The organism is Myxococcus xanthus, assembly GCF_006402735.1.
GTDB lineage: Bacteria > Myxococcota > Myxococcia > Myxococcales > Myxococcaceae > Myxococcus > Myxococcus xanthus_A.
In genome coordinates this window covers 6,225,452-6,241,830 of sequence record NZ_CP017174.1, presented here as the reverse complement: position 1 = coordinate 6,241,830, position 16,379 = coordinate 6,225,452, and the positions used below count along the sequence as shown (strand labels likewise).

Here is a 16,379-nt window from a genome sequence, read left to right as displayed (position 1 = left end):
GGCCGCGTGCCACTTCGTGGCTGGGATTGAGGGGGCGCGCCGCCGCTGTCTTTTCTCTCCACTCCCGAGAATCGAGAAGGCAGCCTCGTGCTGGGACAGAAGTCTCAGCCTTCGTGTCCAGGGTGGGTGTCGCCTTGCGGTCGACGCGGCGATACCTGGAGAAGAAGCTGTCCAATGGCACACGCGTTCTGGCTTCGACGTGCGTGCCTTTAAAGCTGAAAAAGGAATTCGTGCGTTCATTGTTGTGGCGGTTATCCGGTGTGGCTGTTCTCACGTCGGACCGCCATCCCCAAGTCCAAGCGGATTGGAGCAAGACAATGAAGGTCAGTCGAGTGGCCCCCATGTGGCGAATGCTGAGTGCGGCCCTGGCGTTCGGCGTGATGAGCGCGTGCGGTCCTGAGTTGGAGGACGAGTCCGTTGTTTCCGAAGAGGCACCGGTGGACGGCGAGTCGTCATCGGACGCGGTGTCGGCGATGGCCGGTGATCGTTATGCCAACGCAGTCGTCCAAAGCGGTGTCATCGCCGTCCTCAATCCGAACAACGCCGTGGGCGCACCGGATGGGAACGCCGCGACGTTCCTGGGGCTCCTGGGCGGCTCCATGGTTCTGGACATGGGCCTGGGCGAAGAGGGCACAGGGCCGCTGCGCATCTACTACCAGGGCCTTTCGCTGGCGGTCATTGCCCAGGTGGAATTCCTTCGTGGGGACATGAGCATCATCAGCACGGGGCAGGCGAACCTGCTGGACCTGGGGCTCGGGACCCACTCCACGCTGGTGCCATTCAGCAATTCCACGCCGTACCGCTACGTGAGGCTGCGCGGTGGGATTGCCTCGTTGTACGGCTTGGACGCGGTGGAGGATACGGGCGGCGGTGTGAGCGCCGTGTGTGGTGATGGCCGTATCAGCAATGGGGAGCAGTGTGACGACGGCAACCGGGTTTCGTCGGATGGCTGTAGCAGCATCTGCCGGGTGGAGCCGGGGTACACCTGCAATGGCATGCAGCCCAGTGTCTGTACGGACGTCAATGAATGCGCGAATGGCACTGCGCAGTGTTCGGTGAATGCGATTTGCACGAACACGCCGGGAAGTTACACCTGCACCTGCAGGCCGGGCTACTCGGGAAATGGTTGGACGTGCAGTGACATCGACGAGTGCTCGAACGGGACTGCCGCGTGCAATCCCAGCCAGGTGTGCGTCAACACGCCGGGTGGCTATGATTGCGTGGGTGGCTCCTGCCCGGCTCCCCGGGTGCAGTGTGGCGCGCAGTGCGTGGATGTGTCGTCGGACGAGAACAACTGCGGCGCCTGCGGCGTTGTCTGTCCGGCGGCGAAGACCTGCTCGTCGGGGGTCTGCGTCATGGGGTAGCCTGGACCGACGCTGTAGATCGCCACGACGTGGGGACGCCCCAGCGCCGAGACGGACTTCGGTGCGCTGGACCCGGTGGCGTCGTCCGGGAGGGGGCCTGCGCGGGTCCGCTGGATCGCCGGGAAGACGCCACCGACCGGCACGTACGACGATGAGCTGACGGGCTCACGGCCCTCGCGGCGCGACATGTCGCCGCGAGGGTCAAGGTTCTCCTGGCACTGTGGCGGGACGATGCGCGGTGGCTCAGAGCTTCTTCCTGGCTTCGTCAATCACCTCTTGCATGGAGAGGGGCTTGAGCGAGCCGTCCGGCTGGCCCTGGAAGAAGTCGAACTCGTGGATGGTGCCCTTGACCAGGTACTCGTTGTCCCGCGCCGAGTTCACCATCGCGCGTTCGCGGAACGTGAACGAGGGCTTCTCGGGGTCCACACCGACTTGGGGCATGATGGCGCGCTCTTCGGGCGTGGGCTGCCAGAGCGGCTGCGGACGTGGCTCGGAGCGCAGCACCGCGGTCTCGTCGAAGCCGGGCTTGGTGCTCGTCCGGAGGTCGCGCTGGATGTCGAACTGGTCGAGCACCACACCGCTCTTGGGGTCCTTGGCCGGGTTGGTGACGATGCGGTCCTTGCCGTAGAGCGGGTTGTCGACCAGGGGCCCCGTGGCCGTGCCGTCCACGCCCACCGGCGGGCCGCTGAAGGACGTATACGGCGTCTTCGCCTTGACGGACTTTTCGCCATCGACGTGGTCGGAGGCGCTGACGGTGACGCTGTCGCCCGCGGGCTGGAGCTTGCCCTGCTTGTCGATGGCGGACTTCGGGGTTCCGTACCCCGGCTGGATGGCGTCGAACGCGAAGTTCTCACGGCGCGACAGCGGAACATCCAACTTGATACGAGGCATGGCCGCGTTGTTGCCGCCATCACGGCGGTCCATGGCCTCCATGATGTCGCTCATCAGGTCCAGGCTGTTGTTCCGCGCCCGCGTCTCGCTCGCCATTTGAGACGGGCTTGGAGCCTTGGTTGAATGATGGGCGACCTGCTGCAGCACGCGGGCGGGCGCCCCGTGGCCGCCGGAGTGGGACACTCCTCGCGCGCCCTGCTTCAAGAACGTCGTCGTTACCCTCGAGATGGTACCCATGATGTAGACCCCCCCTGGTCTGAAGCATGAGGTGCGTTCCTTCATGCCTTTGTGGGAATTGTCCTTCATCTGCGCACGGAGTTGCGTGGGGGAGGACGATTTGGGCGAGGGCGCGGCTGTGTCCCGTTCGAGGACTCCGTCATTCGAGGGTGGGGCCTTCCGGGACGAAGTGAGTCACCAAGGAATGCATTTGCCCTCGAAGTCGAAGAAGCCTCCGGAGTCCTCGGGTCTCAAGCGGGAGAGCACGGCGAGCAGCCCCGCCACCGAAGTGTCCACGGCCGTGGGGGCCTCGCTTCCGCCCATGTCCGTCTGTACCCAGCCGGGACTGAGAGCGAAGGCGAGGATTCCGTCCTCCTTCAGGTCGTGTCCCAGCGAGCGCGTAGCCATGTTCAGCGCCGCCTTGGACATGCGGTAGCCGTAGGCGCCACCCCAACTGTTGTCCGCGATGGAGCCGAGGTTCGAGCTGAGGTTGGCCACCTTCGCGCCACCGGCCGCGCGCAGCTGCGGCAGCAGGGCCACCGTCACGCGCAATGCCGCCACCGCGTTCACCTGGAAGGTGCGGGTGAGGTCGTCGCCGTCCAGGTCGGAGAGTTCGTCCGGGCGGCTGCGCACGCCGGCGTTGTTGATGAGCAGGTGCACGGGACCGGGGAGCCCCATCGCGAAGGCACGCACGCTCGCCGGGTCCGCGACGTCGAGCGTGTGGACATGGAGTCTCCCGCCAGCGCCCCGGATGAGGCCGGTGAGCTCCGCTGCGTGCACGGGAGCGCGCACACCGGCGTGCACCACGTCACCGCGGGAGCGACACTGACGCACCAACTCGAGGCCGATGCCCCGGTTGGCACCGGTGATGACGACGTTCATGGATGGCTCGATGACTTCGGGGCTCAGGGCTGCGGAGTCTCTACCAACTCGGGTCGCGGGCAGGTGGGGTTTCAGCCCGCCACGCCGCGCAGTAACGGACAGCTCGCGTCCACAGTCGCGGGAAAGACACAGCCTCAGCGGCCCTCGCCAGGGAATTACACGGTCGCTCCAACGTGTGCGTTGCCATGGTCAGATACGCCCCTTAGCGTCGCACCTGTCATTGGCGGATGAAGAGCCCGTTGTCGCCCCACCTACTCTCCGAGGTCAGAGGATGCGCAGATTGCTGCCCCAGGACGTCTTTGTTTCCAGCACCGCTCTTGAGCGATGCGAGTCTCCCGCCCGTGCCGCACGCGGACTCGTCGGAGTCTTGTTCGTCGCCCTGTTCCTCGGAGTGCCAGGCGGCGCGGAGGCATCAGATGCCTCGCTCGCGCCGAACTTCTATTCGGGGCATGGCATTACGGTTCATGCGGTGCGGCACATCACGGATAGGCTCATCGACGTGGAAATCTCCACGCCGCTGATCGCGCCTCACGCGGTCTATGACCCACGCCATCACGTTCGGGTGCTCCTCCCGACGGGGTATTACAACAACCCGGGCGTGCGTTACCCCGCGGTCTACCTGTTGCACGGGGGTGGAGGCGCGAACTCGGCTCAGTGGGTGGAGTTCGGTGCGGCGTATGCGATTACCGAGAACATGCCCGTCATCACCATCATGCCGGATGGCGGCAAGGTCGGTTGGTACACGAACTGGGTCTTCCCTCGCGGGGTGAATCAGGCGTGGGAGGAGTTCCACCTCAACCAGCTCATTCCGTGGGTGGACCAGAACCTTCGCACGCTGGCGTACAAGCGGGGCCGTGCTATCGCGGGGCTGTCCATGGGCGGCTTCGGGGCCATCAGCTACGCCGCACGGCGCCCCGACCTGTTTGCCTATGCGGCCAGTTTCTCGGGGGCCCTGGACCTCGGTGACGCCGCCATCCGCGCCACCATCACGGAGGAGGGGACACGGTGGCTGCAGAACCCGGATGGGGCGTTCGGCTCTCCATTCTGGCCCTTCGACCAGGCATGGAACATGAACAACCCCATTCCGCGTGCGGCGTCTCTGCGGGGCGTGGCCGTCGCCTTGTATGCGGGTTCGGGCATCTGGGATGGGGACGTGCTCGAACGCGTCCCGGGGGCGTCCACGGACCGGTTCCACCATGCGCTGAATGCCGCGGGCGTGCCGCACCACTACGAGATGTATGGCCGCCCCGCGCCGGGCCAGAAGCCTTTCGGTTGTGACGGCGGGCACAACTTCAGTTGCTGGAACTACGCGTTCTTCGACGTGCTGCCGCGCATGTTGGCCGTGCTCGACGGGCCGTAAGCCCAACGGCACTTCAGGTGATGGGGCCCTTTGTCCGATGCGAAGGGCTCCCCCTTCCGCCCTCGCGAGCCGAGAGCCTTCTTCATGCGGCCTCGTGGGGCGGGTACTGGATGAGTGGGGCCACGAACTTGAAGTTCGTGGTGGCAACCTCGCTGCCTGCTGGGTGGCACAGCCACTCGTATCCGGGGGGCTCGCATGGGAACAGCCAACCCTGTTCTTGCATGAACTCGTAATCGAGTCCCTCGATGCGGTTGGCGTGGAAGTCGTGGCCCCGTGGGTCCTCGGGGCGCATCATGATGGGGTCGATGCGTAGCCCGGCGCGTCCGACAGAGGCATCCCGTCCGCACGCCGCGTTCGCTCTCTGACGACGATGGGCCGGGTTCCTCACGCTGTCCCACCTCCGGCGTGGGATGGAATCATCATGAGGCAGGGCGAGGTCCTGACTGTCGAGTCTGGGGCCGATCCGCTCCGTGAGTCATGAGCCGGGGCGGCCGATGCCCGCGGACTTCTTCCAGGCCATCCCAGTCTCCCGAGAGATGCTTCTCCTCAGTGGCTCAGCAACCACGTCGCGAGCGGTTGCCACGCGAGCGTCGGTGCATCTGCCGCGTACAAGAGGTCGCCATGGCCGAAGTCCTCGGCCACTCGCGCCGGACCGAAGCGGCGGACGACGAGCGCCGTGACATCCGTCGATGACACCCGGGTCGTCGAATACAGCCCGTAGTCACCGAACGCGCCAGCGGCGCCGAGGTAGAGCAACGGGACGCGGATGTTCGAGAGCTCGGGCCTTGGTGTCGTCCCGCACCAGATTTCGTCGAGTTCCACGGTCTCACGCAGCGACTGGTGCGGCGGCGCGCTGGCGAACCACGCGCTCACGCTGTCCTCGGACGACTCGCGCAATGCCGTGACGTTGCCGTTGGCGTCGAGGATGGGCGCACTCAAATGGTACAGCGGCGTGTACGGCGCGAGAAGGTAGGTCAGTCCATTCATCGCGAGCAGTGCACCGCGGTTGGTGTAGCTCGAAAACACGGGAGACTGCGCCTGGGGCGCGCTCCGGGCCAGCTCGCCCAACGTGATGAAGAAGCTGTTGTCGGAGTCGGTCACGCCTTGAGCAAGCGCCTCACGTCCCGCGGCGGCATTGGCGCACGCAAGCTCGCGCAGTTCCGCGTGCTCAGGCGCGATGTCGTAATAGGCGTCGAGCACGGCGACCGCAGACACGTGGCGGCCGTTGGCGGCGGCATATGCGTAGGCGAGCTCGCCGCCATGCGAGAATCCGCCGAGCACGAGCCGGCTCGTATCGCGGTCGCCGCTGGGCCGCGTTGCCCGTGCGAAGGTGAGCGCGATGGCGATGTCTCCGAGCTCCTGGGCAACCCCCATCTCGCCCAGGTCGGAGATGTCTCCGTTGGCGGAGGGCAGCGTCCAGCGACGGTCAACACCCCAGACGTCAATGTTCCGGGCCGCCAGGTACGGAGCGAGCCCCGGCGCCGATGACGCGGGATTGCCGAGCGTCGGCACGAAGTTCGTGACGAAGTTGGCGAAGTCTCCGTGAAGCAACATGATCGCGTGGGCGGGCGACCGAGGCCGCCACGGCGCGCGCTCTCGGACGACGCGATGGACCCGCACGATGGCGTTGGGGGCGGTGCCGACACGAATGTCGAATCGGTAGTGATAGATGTCCTCGGTCACGAACTCACGCAGCACGGGGAACGGTGTCGGAGTCGACGCGAGCGATTCCGCTTCGGTTTCAATCCGCGGAGGTGGGGAGGCGAATGCGGACGTGCATGCGAACAATACGATGAACGAAAGACCAAGACGGGACATGCGGGGCCCCTTCAGTTTCACTCAAGGCGGGTTGTGACGCGCCCCCAGAATGGGAAGGGGCTGGCCCTCTGAGAACGAAGCGCCCGGCGCGGACATATCGTCGTTGCCAATCCTCTGGTCGTGAGTCCTGTCTGACCTCGGGGCGTGCCTGAGGTCAGCTCGACACGGAAATGGACTGTCAGCGCGCATGGTGTTGCGCTCTGACAAGTAGGCCCATTTCCTGTGTGGGCCACGGCAATTCCCATCACGGCCCAACGTGCACTGGCCTGTTGTTGACTCGAAGTGTGGCTTGAGGGGACACTTCTCGCTCACCCAGGGAGGCCGAACATGAAGAAGCCTGCTCGTACGAAGCGTGCAAAGACTCTCAAGGTCACGGTACGCGTTCTGAAGGTGTCCGCGCTCAAGGCATTTGAAACCACCGTGTCCAGCATTTCCCACATTTCGAAGTAGCGGCGTCCCGGGCACGACATGGGAGTTCAGTCAGGTGTCGTGCTCCTCGAAATGGCGAGGGGAATCTCCATCCTTCAGACCCGCAGGGCGCTGATGGAGATACGGGGCCTCCCCTTTGCTCTTCTCGTCTCCATCCTCGGAGACGTTCGCCGCGGAGGGCGCGCCGCGGTCGTCCGCGCGCTGGTGAAGGCGGGCGTCGACCCTACCGGCGCCAGGGAGCTCGGAGCGCGGCTCGAAGAGGAAGGGGCGCTGGGGCGAGGCGCTCCACGTTTGATGGACGAGCAAGCCCTCCGCAAGGCATTGGAGATCACCGGCAGGCTGCGACTGGGGCCTCTTCGCACGGCCGACATTTCCGAGAACAGCGGAGCGCTCATCCAACTGAGCGCCACACGTTGGCGAAGCGCTGGCAGTGGTGTGTGTGTCGCCTGTGGTCTGCTCTGGGAGGTCCAGAGCGCGGATGCGCCCGATGAGGCAGCCGTCGTGGCGAATGCGCTCCCTCTCCGCGCTGTGATTGCGCTGGGGGCAGCCGATCTGACGGCCCTCCGGAAAGCCATGAAGCCGCATTCCCTCGATGCGCGTGCCTGGACAGAGGGCGCCTACGGGCGGCCAGGCGCCAGACGCATCCGGTCCCGGCCCGCGGCGGGATGCGCGTGCTCCGCGAACTGGGGCGCGGCGAACCGCATCGGCAAGCTGGAGGGCTCGCGGATGGCCGGTGCCGCGCTGGGTCGCGTGGGAATCGCGACGCGCGAAGCCACGGTCCGCGGCAGGCGGGGGGCTCCTCCCATTGTCACCTTGACCTGGGGCGCCGCCACCCTGCGTCTTCGGAAACGAGGACGTCCCGTGGTGTCAGGACATTTCCTGGCCCAGGTGGGCGTCGGAGCATCCCTGGAGGAGCGGAGGCTGACCGCGCGAGCAGAGGCCATCGAGCGTGCCTCGTCCCTCCTGCGTGTGCCCGACGTCTGCGCGACTCCGGCGCGTGCGCTCGCGCAGCCTTTCCTGCCCATGCGTGATTGGGACCTCTACACGCCGGAGCAGTACGCAAGCCCGGGGTTCCCCTACGCGCCAGTCACCCAGGACACGCCACTGGATTGGGTCAGGGCCACGGATGCGGAGACCGGTGAGCATTTGCTCGTTCCCGCAGCCTTCACGACTTCCGAACGGCTCGTGGGCCCGCGCTTCCTGTGTGCCTCATCCAATGGCGTCGCGACGCATACGAGCGATGACGCCGCGTTGCGGTCCGCGCTCCTGGAGGTGGTGGAGCGCGATGCGCTCCAGCTCGCCTGGTATCGAGGTCAAGGGGCGCGGAGCCTCGACATGGCTACGCTCGACATTGATGAGGGGGTGTCGAGTCATTTCAAGGGTTCGGGCTGGACCCTCCACTTCTCGTACCTGCCCGGTCGCGCCGGCCTTCACGTCATCGCACTTATCGCCGAGGCGACAGGAGAGGGTGCGTTCCCCAAAGGAGGGACGCTCCTCGCCGCCGCGGCCGCGGGGGACCCGGCAGTGGCCGTGCACCGAGCGCTCCGTGAAATGCGAATGTTGACGGAGGCCGTGGCCCTTCGTCGGCAGCTTGCGATTGACTTCGAGGCGCTCCGGCGGCCCCCGGTCCTGGAGAAGTACTGGCTCATCGACTCCCTCCTCGACATCACGTTGCTCTACTTGAACCCCGCGATGCGGAGCGCTGTCGACCTGCTCCTGGAGGGTCCCCCGGTGGCGCTCCCTCGTGTTCGGGTCCCCGACGCGGCGGGGGAGCTCGTCACGAGGTTCCGACAGCATGGGCTGCGCACCCTGGTCATCAATCTCACACTGGCGGCGGCCTCTCCGTTCCGGACTTGCCAGGCGCTGGTCCTTGGGACGCAGCCTCTGGCGTTCTGTCCGAGCCTGTTACGCCTCGGGAGTGGGCTGCTGCCGCGCCGCCTTCCCCCGCGGAATCCGAAGCCGCCCTCATCGCCGCTCAAGCTCAGGCGAGGACTGCTGAATCCGTACCTGCTTCCGCTGGCATGAGTCTCACCGAAGGCGCGAGGCGACGTCTCGAATGAGCGAACGCGTCATCATTCTGGGCGCGGGCCTCGCAGGACTGGCGGCAGCGCATGGGCTTGTCCTCGCAGGCCAGGACGTCGTCGTGCTCGAGGCGCGCTCTCGAGTCGGTGGCCGGGTCCTGACCCTGCGGCAGCCGTTCCTGGACGGAATGTACGCCGAGGCGGGCGCGAAGTATGTCCTCAGCGGGCACTCGACGGTCCTCGGCTTTGCGAGGAGGCTCGGCCTGGAGCTCGACCCGCTGCCAGTTCCGCACGCGTCGGCCTTGCGGCCCCTCCATCTTCGGGGACGTCGCATCCTGGCCCCCATCGGTGATGATACGGGCCTCCCGCATGTCCTGAGGGCGGATGAGCAGCAGCTCGGCCTCTCAGGCCTCTATCGGAGGTACGTGGCCCCCCTCGTGGAGGCTGTCGGCGACCCCTTCCATGAGACCTGGCCCGGTCCAGGCGCGACCCGCCTCGATGGCCTGACGATGCGTGAGGCCCTCGCGGAACAGGGCGCTTCTTCAGCGGCCATCGACGCGGTGAGCCTGGGGCGGTTTGACCTCGTTGGTGATGGCATCGACGCAAGCTCGGCGCTTGGCGTTCTTCGACGGGAGTTGCTGACTGTCGGCAGAGGAGGTTCGAGCGCCTACACCGTGAGAGGCGGAAGTGACCGGCTTCCCGCCGCCCTGGCGGAAACGCTCGGCGGAAGGATTCAGTTCGGATGGGCAGCGAAGCGCATTGAGCAAGAGCAGGGGACCGTCCGCGTGTATTGCCGCGGCAGCACGGGAGAACACAGAACGTTCACGGCGGAGCGGCTCGTGTGCGCCATACCGTTCTCGGTCCTTCGCGACATCGAACTCGCCCCCGTCTTCTCGGCGGACAAGATGCGGGCGATTCGCGAACTCGAGCATACGTCCGTCGTGCGTACCTTCATCCAATACCGGCGCCGCCTCTGGACAGAGTGGGGGTGGTCGAGTGGGTGGCTGACGGACCTCCCCATCATGCACGTTCTCGACGCGGCACCGACTCAACCTCCGCCGTCAGGCATCCTCGAAGCGTATCGCGCGGGCCCGTGCGCCCGCGCGGCGGGCCTTCTCTCCGAGGAGGAGCGCATCGTGATGACTGTCCGGGGCTTGAGCCAGTTCGCGCCGGAGCTGTCCTCCGAAGTGCAGAGCGGAACCTCCTACACCTGGGACCTGGACCCTTGGGCACGGGGCGCCTTTGCGTGGTTCCGGCCGACGCAACTCACCCAGTGGGGACACGCGCTCGCAACGCGCGAAGGCCGGGTCCACTTCGCTGGCGACCAAACTTCTCCCATGCCCGGTTGGATGGAGGGGGCGCTCTTCTCTGGCCAACGCGCCGCCTTCGAAATCCTGTCAGGAGCCAGCGGGGCGTGCATGGCAGAAGGCCTGCGTGGCTCCTGATTCAGGCTGCGGAAGCGACTTGCGAGAGGACGTGGGGGTTGCTTCGCGGCCTTGGGGGCCGTTGAAATGTGGCGAAAAGTGGCCGTGCGAACTCAGGTACCGGCAGCGTCGGGCAGGTTTCGAAGGTTGGCAGGTCGGGACTGAGGGCAGCGGCGCGGCCTGCCCCCCTCGTCGTCGGGCCATTCTTTCGCAGATACTCAGGGACACATCAACGCGACCGACTTGATCCGCACCGCGCCATTGACGCTCGCATCGTTTGTCTGGTCGCCGATGGCGAGGGTGCCGTTCGTCGTGAAGTGGGTCCGCGTGAGCTTCGCGACGCCGTCGATGCTGACCGTCGCCACCTTCGCCGCATCCACTGCGAGCTCGTAGACATGATACGCGCCGTCGGTCACTGAGAACGCCGCGGACTGAGTGTTATCCGCCCAGCCAATCGCCGCGCTGTCGAGGTAGATCATCTGCGAACGATCCACGGCGTTGCCAAACGGCCTCGTGAAGCTCCCAAGGATGGCCGCTCCACTGTCGAGCACGTTGTGATCGTTCACCGATTCGACCTGCATCGTCACTTGAAGCTTGAACGGCTTCGTTCCGTCGAACGCGTCTGCCCGCGTGATGAGCAGTTGCCCACTCGTCGCCGAGTCGCTGTTCGTCGACGTCGAGAGGCGAACGTAGTCCGCGCCGTACGTGAGCGTGTTCGGCGTCTGCGCGACCGTCGTCCAGCCTTGCTCCGTGATGTCGTCGCCGCCGTTCAGCAGCGGAATGCTTGCGCGCGCCGTCCAATTCGTCGTCGACGCCGCCGGTGAGCACGTTTCGCAGGCATTGGCCGGGTTCGCCGTACCCTCGGCGTAGAGCGTGCCGTCGATGAAGCACTTCGGGTTGCACGCGCCATCCGAGCAAACCTGTCCCGGGTTGCATTGCGTCCCGTCCGTGCGTTGCGTCCATGTGGTCGCGGACGTCGCCGGCTCGCACTGTTCGCACGAATTCGCCGAGTTCACTGCTCCGGAGGCGACCTGCTGGTCGCCGATCTGACACCGCGCGACGCAGACGCCGCCCTCACAGGCCTCGGCAGTCCCGCAAGCCTGGTCGCAACCTCCGCAGTGCGCCGGGTCGGTCTCGATGCTCGTACAGGTGTCGCCGCACAGCGCGACGCCGACGCTGTCGCACGTCTCTGGCTCAGCTGCGTCGGGTGGATCGGTGGGGGTGGGGGGGGAATCGTCACCGCAAGCAGCTACGAAGCCGAGCACGACGATGCAGGAGAGCGCGATAGCGCGAATGGAGGCCATTTCGCCCGCCACCTTACGCGCCCCCTGTGCACCCGCAATGGCGATGCGCTGGCCTCCAGTCCCTCCACGAACGCCTCGTCCGATTTCACCTTCCGCGCAACGGGAACAGGCGACGTTCCGCTGGGCGCTCCGGCCTGCGTCCCTACTTAGTGGCCTGGGGCGGAGGGCCGCCCTTCCGGGAACGGCGCGATGTCTTGGCGGCCGCCGCTGGCTTCCCCGCGGCTTTCTTGCCACGCGTCGCCGCGAGCTTCTTGGGGCGGGGGGCCCGGGGTTTCTCCTCCTCCGTGGCAGCGCCGTCACCGCGGCGGACGCGTGCCACCGCGCCGCTCACGGACCGGGTCAGCCGCGCAACCTGGGGGGTGGCTCCAAGAGAGTGGGTCAGTCCCTGCACCTTGTGGGACACGGAGCTCAACGCGCGGCGCTCCCGGTCCGACACGGGGAGCAGCGCCGCTCCCGCGACGCCTGCTGCCAGCGTCGTCAATCCGATGGCCACCGCGTGTTCACCCAGCTGGTCGGCTGCCCAGGTGCGTGCCTTGCCTGCTCGCTCACGGAGTCTGTCTCCACTGGGGACCCGGTCTCGCAGATGCTCCAGTGTCTCGCGCCCTCGGGTGCTGACCCGCTGCATGGCCTCGCGTGTATGCGCGGCCACCTTCTGGGGACCTGTCTTCTCTTCGGCCTGGGCCTTGCGGCGCTTCCAGGCCGCGGTGAGCTTGCCCAACCTTTTTCCCCCGGATTTACTCGTCTGCGGCTTGGCCATCGCGCTCTCCCTCGTTTCGCCCTCGTTGGGGGCCGGCGTTCCTCGTGTCAAAGAAGGTATGGATAAGAGAAGCCGGCGCAATGTACTGCTGCGGGTGAGGACGGCCGGCACGACGAAGGCTCGCTGGGCGCCGAGCGCGGCGCCCGCCCACATTCCTCCATCCGTGGCCAGCGCGACCGTCGTGCTGCCAGCCGGGCCCCGCGCCTTCGCCGCGCCTGCTTTGACCAGGGTCGCGGCCGCGTTGAGTGCCAGTCCCGTCCCGCCATGCTTGAAGCGTTGGAAAGCCTCCTGGTCCTCGAAGAGGACGACCTCCGAAGATGTCTGTCCGCCCAGCTGAACCCCCACGGTCAGCTGGACCAGCGCGGCGTATCCGACCAGCCGCTCCTGACGGAAGACCTCGCCCAGCCCCCAGGTGCCTCCGAGCACGGCGCTCCCCTGGCCTAGCGAAGGGAAGACGGCATAGGCGTAGGCCCGGGCCCTCGCCTGAGCCAGCTCCGGTGAGCGGGCTTCCATCCGGTGCAATGCCGCCCGTGCGTTACCATGCAGTCTGCGGTGGACGGCCAGCTCCTTCCGCGCGAGCTTCAACACACGATGGCCTTGGCTCACCAGTTTATCTCGGATGGGCGCTTCATTCGTGGCGAGCACTGGCCTGCGCCTTGAGGATCCGGGTGAGCAGCAGGGCGGCAGCCGTCAGCCCCGTGGTCAGGGCAGGAGGGGGCTGCGCCGCTTGCAGCCGCGAACGCGGCCCGGTGTCATCGGCCCCGTTCTCCTCGGAGGCACCCTGCCTGCGGAAGCGCTGCACCAGGCCGCCGTTCCCTCGCTCCGATGCGTCCGACGAACGCGGAATGAACGTGAACTTCTGTCCGCCCAGGGAGGCCTCGAGCAGCATGCCGCCACGCGAGTAGGCGTGTGCAACGCACTTCGCATAGTTGATGGTTCCGGACGCCGCCGCCTTCACGATTACGGCGGACGCGTTGGCGGCGAAGGCCGCCTTCCCTCCCTTGAACGCTTCAATGGCATCACGGTCCTTGAAGAAGATGAGCTCGCTCAGGGTCTGTCCGCCCACCTGGACTCCGAGGGTCAGCTGGCTCAGCGTGGCGAAGCCAATCGGCTTGCCCTTCTCGAAGACCTCGCCGTGGCCGTACGAGCCGCCGAGGACCAGCGATGCCCTGCCCAGCGAGGGGAAGACGGCGTAGCCCTGTGCCTGCTCCAGCTCTTTTTCCAGCGCCGGGTTCTTGAGCACCAGCCGGTCCACCGTTGCCACGACCTCTTCGTGAAGCGTTTTCTCCTGCTCTGGCTTCATGTTCGCCTCCTGATGAATCAACGTGGCGACGGCCATGTCCGCAAGGTACCCACGGGACGTGCGTGCGAACGACCACGCCGTGAGTGGTCTGGTTGCCCGGACGTGACGCGGAGGTGTCTACCTTCGGTGTCAGGAGGACGCACATCATGGCCTCGACGAAGACAAAGGAGAGGAAGCGCTCGCGCGGCCCAGCGCGACACGCATCACCCAGGATGGAAGCTGCGCAGAAGCAGTTCGAACAGGTCACGGGATACGCGCGGGGTCGGGTGATGGAGCGCCTGGACTTCCAGCGGGGCTTGCTCGTGTCGGTGCTGGAGGACGTGGCAGAGGGGCTGGGCAGCGCCACCCGGCGTGCACCGAGCCCGGCATCGCAACGCATGCTGGAGACGGGAGAGCGCATGTTCCGCGGCGCCTCCTCGCGGCTGGATGAGCAATCCATCGCGGCATTCATGGACCGCACGGGACAGTTCGTGCGGCAGCGCCCGGGATGGTTGCTCACGGGACTGCTGGGGGCAGGCCTGCTCGCGGGGCGGATGTTTCGCGCCAGCGGTGCTGGCGATGTGGAAGGGGAGGCTGAGTGATGAGACGTAGTGCGAACAAGACGGCAGCGGGCGAGGGACGGAACGGCGGCGCTCCAGGTCAGACGCAAGGGGGACTGGCGCCGTTGCGGACGGTCCGCGACAAGGGCCGGGCGGTTGCCGGGAGTCTCCGAGAGAAGTTTCCCTCGCGAGACGATGCGCGCTCCCGCGCGGTGGGAGCCCAGACGTGGACAGCGCAGGCGATGCGACAGCATCCCGTGGGGGCGGGACTTGGGGTCCTGGCCCTGGGCTTCCTGTCGGCTTCCCTCTTGCCGGCCTCGGCGCTGGAGCGTCGCGCTTATACACGTGCGGCGGGAAAGGCGCGGGACCTGGCCGACCGCTTGGACGCACCGGGGCGACTCGAAGAAGTCCTGGCGGCCGTACGACAGATGGCGGCGGACGCGGCAGTCGAGCAGCTGGCCTCTTTGAGGCCCGAGCCCGAGGAAGGTCCTTCGCGGCGCAAGTTGGAGCGGGTGGACCGAAAGGGTGGGTGAGCGCCGGGCGGGTGGGGGACGGGGGGCGGCCCGCCCTGGCTGCCGATGGAGGTTCAGTCGCGTCTCCGCCCGGAGCGCTTCCGTGGGGGCGCTGAAGGCTCCTGAAACCGTGTCCCCACATGCATGGATGCTTCGAAGGGCCCGTAGTGCCCTGTCGTGAGAGGCGCCGGTACTCCCGTCCGGTGCGAGGTGTGGACGCTCTCGACGCCAGGAGACGACCAGGTGCGAACATGAACGCCATGGAGTGCATGCACGACGAGCGATTCGCCCCGGGCGCGTGCGGCAATGGCGACGTCATCGTTCAGCTCGGATTCCTGGTCGTTCAATGGCGCGCTCTGGAAACGCGCGTGACTTGATTGCGGTGGTCGACGTACCGGCATGGGGAACTCCCTGGGGCATGGGCCAACAGTCCCCTTTCAATCTGGGGACGTGTTGCTCGGGAGGCCGTGGCAAGGCGGGCGTGGCCTGCTCCCGTGGGGTCCCTGGCTGCCTGCGTGAGAAGCCGTGCGGCCTGCCGGCAGTGCCTTTCGAGGGACTGAGGCCAGTGGGACGAGGCCCTTGGCCACACCGGGTGTCAGGCCCGTCGTCCGCTCCTCACTCTTGACAAGGGGAGGAGGTCGAACGTGTCAAAGACAGGATGGGGGGCATGGCGATTACGGGGAACGAAGTCCGCGAACAAGACGGAGCATGACAATCCCGAGGAGCGGCCTTCGCAGCGGGAAGGCGGAGCCACGCGAGAGGAGACCCGGCATGCGCTCGCGCAGGCGGGCGTCGACGAGGGGCCCATCGAAATCGTGCCCGACGTGCTGCTCGACGTCCCGACGGTGAAGGTGGATGAGATTACGCTCGACGTGGAGAACTTGCGTGCACGCGTCTCACTGCATGCCGAACTGGCCAATCTCGTGCGCCTCGATGTGGGCGCTGACGTGGGCATCGAACGGGTCAAGCTGACCATCAAAGGCGTGGAGGCCCAGGCGCTGCTCAAGGTCCGGCTCCAGCGTGTCTATGAAATCCTGGACCGTGCGCTCCAGACACTCGACAACAACCCCGAACTGCTCGCCAGCCTGCTTCGGCCCGTGGGGCATGCGATAGGCGAGGTGGGGGAAGCCGCCCATGAGAGCCTGAAGCCTGGCGGAGCGGTGTCCGAGGCCGTCCAGGACGTGGGAGGGGCGGCGAAGGGGGCGTTGGAACCCGGCGGGACGGTGAACCGCGTGGCCGACCAGGCACTCGGGCCTGGTGGACCCGTGCGAGACGCCGTGAAGGGCACGGTCGGGCCCGAAGGCGTGGCGAAAGACGCAAGCCAGGCGCTCAGTGGCTCGATGCAAGCGGGCGGTTCAAAGCGTTCGAAGCACGCCCCACAGGGCAACGGCGGCGGGAGGCGCGAGCGAAGGCAGCCGCAGCCGGCCCCTGCCCCGGAGCAGCGTTCCGGCGCACAACGTTTCAGGCGCGGCCCGCCTGCCGGTGGCTCGAAGCGCCGTGCGTCAGGGCGACAGCGTCGCCGTCAGAAGCGCTGAGGGCGCGGGGAGCGCCGGTGGTTT

At 66.8% G+C, this 16,379-nt stretch carries 14 protein-coding genes; 7 read left to right on the top strand and 7 right to left on the bottom strand.

The window, feature by feature from the left end; all coding sequences use genetic code 11:
* Positions 1–317 precede the first annotated feature (317 nt).
* Positions 318–1,364: an EGF domain-containing protein gene (locus tag BHS09_RS25365; protein WP_237079817.1), complete on the top strand. Its 1,047-nt coding sequence runs from the start codon at positions 318–320 to the stop codon at positions 1,362–1,364.
* Between the two features lie 243 nt (positions 1,365–1,607).
* Here the strand turns inward: BHS09_RS25365 and BHS09_RS25360 are convergent, their stop codons facing one another.
* Both BHS09_RS25360 and BHS09_RS25355 read right to left on the bottom strand, forming a co-directional pair.
* A complete protein-coding gene (locus BHS09_RS25360) occupies positions 1,608–2,351 on the bottom strand; it encodes a hypothetical protein (RefSeq protein WP_237079816.1) in 744 nt (247 codons plus the stop codon).
* 315 nt (positions 2,352–2,666) lie between these two features.
* On the bottom strand, positions 2,667–3,353 hold the full coding sequence (locus BHS09_RS25355; protein ID WP_140799356.1) for an SDR family oxidoreductase: 687 nt from the start codon (positions 3,351–3,353) through the stop codon (positions 2,667–2,669).
* A gap of 367 nt (positions 3,354–3,720) precedes the next feature.
* Between BHS09_RS25355 and BHS09_RS25350 the strand changes: the two genes are divergently transcribed.
* The gene (locus BHS09_RS25350) at positions 3,721–4,713 is read left to right on the top strand and encodes an alpha/beta hydrolase (RefSeq protein ID WP_140793991.1); all 993 of its coding nucleotides are present in this window, start codon (positions 3,721–3,723) and stop codon (positions 4,711–4,713) included.
* 82 nt (positions 4,714–4,795) lie between these two features.
* Here the strand turns inward: BHS09_RS25350 and BHS09_RS25345 are convergent, their stop codons facing one another.
* Together BHS09_RS25345 and BHS09_RS25340 are read right to left on the bottom strand one after the other, a co-directional pair.
* Positions 4,796–5,008, bottom strand: coding sequence for a hypothetical protein (locus tag BHS09_RS25345; protein WP_140799355.1), 213 nt, complete (start codon positions 5,006–5,008; stop codon positions 4,796–4,798).
* A 251-nt stretch (positions 5,009–5,259) separates the two neighbouring features.
* On the bottom strand, positions 5,260–6,531 hold the full coding sequence (locus BHS09_RS25340) for a lysophospholipase (RefSeq protein WP_237079815.1): 1,272 nt from the start codon (positions 6,529–6,531) through the stop codon (positions 5,260–5,262).
* A 468-nt stretch (positions 6,532–6,999) separates the two neighbouring features.
* Between BHS09_RS25340 and BHS09_RS25335 the strand changes: the two genes are divergently transcribed.
* Both BHS09_RS25335 and BHS09_RS25330 read left to right on the top strand, forming a co-directional pair.
* Positions 7,000–8,985, top strand: a complete 1,986-nt coding sequence (locus BHS09_RS25335) for a YcaO-like family protein (protein ID WP_140799354.1) — start codon at positions 7,000–7,002, stop codon at positions 8,983–8,985.
* Between the two features lie 31 nt (positions 8,986–9,016).
* Positions 9,017–10,426: a flavin monoamine oxidase family protein gene (locus tag BHS09_RS25330; protein ID WP_140799353.1), complete on the top strand. Its 1,410-nt coding sequence runs from the start codon at positions 9,017–9,019 to the stop codon at positions 10,424–10,426.
* Positions 10,427–10,623: 197 nt separating this feature from the next.
* Here the strand turns inward: BHS09_RS25330 and BHS09_RS25325 are convergent, their stop codons facing one another.
* The 3 genes from BHS09_RS25325 to BHS09_RS25310 form a co-directional block, all read right to left on the bottom strand.
* Positions 10,624–11,709, bottom strand: coding sequence for a hypothetical protein (locus tag BHS09_RS25325; RefSeq protein ID WP_140799352.1), 1,086 nt, complete (start codon positions 11,707–11,709; stop codon positions 10,624–10,626).
* Between the two features lie 142 nt (positions 11,710–11,851).
* Positions 11,852–13,054 (bottom strand): lipid-binding SYLF domain-containing protein, encoded by a 1,203-nt coding sequence (locus tag BHS09_RS39515; RefSeq protein ID WP_237079814.1) that lies wholly within the window; start codon positions 13,052–13,054, stop codon positions 11,852–11,854.
* A 40-nt stretch (positions 13,055–13,094) separates the two neighbouring features.
* Positions 13,095–13,769: a lipid-binding SYLF domain-containing protein gene (locus BHS09_RS25310; RefSeq protein WP_237079813.1), complete on the bottom strand. Its 675-nt coding sequence runs from the start codon at positions 13,767–13,769 to the stop codon at positions 13,095–13,097.
* Positions 13,770–13,981: 212 nt separating this feature from the next.
* Here BHS09_RS25310 and BHS09_RS25305 point away from each other — a divergent pair, with 212 nt between their 5' ends.
* From BHS09_RS25305 to BHS09_RS25295, 3 genes are all read left to right on the top strand, one after another.
* Positions 13,982–14,350 carry a hypothetical protein gene (locus tag BHS09_RS25305; RefSeq protein ID WP_140793980.1) on the top strand — a complete coding sequence of 123 codons (369 nt, stop codon included), beginning with the start codon at positions 13,982–13,984 and terminating at the stop codon, positions 14,348–14,350.
* A 721-nt stretch (positions 14,351–15,071) separates the two neighbouring features.
* Positions 15,072–15,197, top strand: a complete 126-nt coding sequence (locus BHS09_RS39945; RefSeq protein WP_257792115.1) for a hypothetical protein — start codon at positions 15,072–15,074, stop codon at positions 15,195–15,197.
* Between the two features lie 267 nt (positions 15,198–15,464).
* Positions 15,465–16,355 carry a hypothetical protein gene (locus BHS09_RS25295; RefSeq protein ID WP_140799350.1) on the top strand — a complete coding sequence of 297 codons (891 nt, stop codon included), beginning with the start codon at positions 15,465–15,467 and terminating at the stop codon, positions 16,353–16,355.
* Positions 16,356–16,379 lie beyond the last annotated feature (24 nt).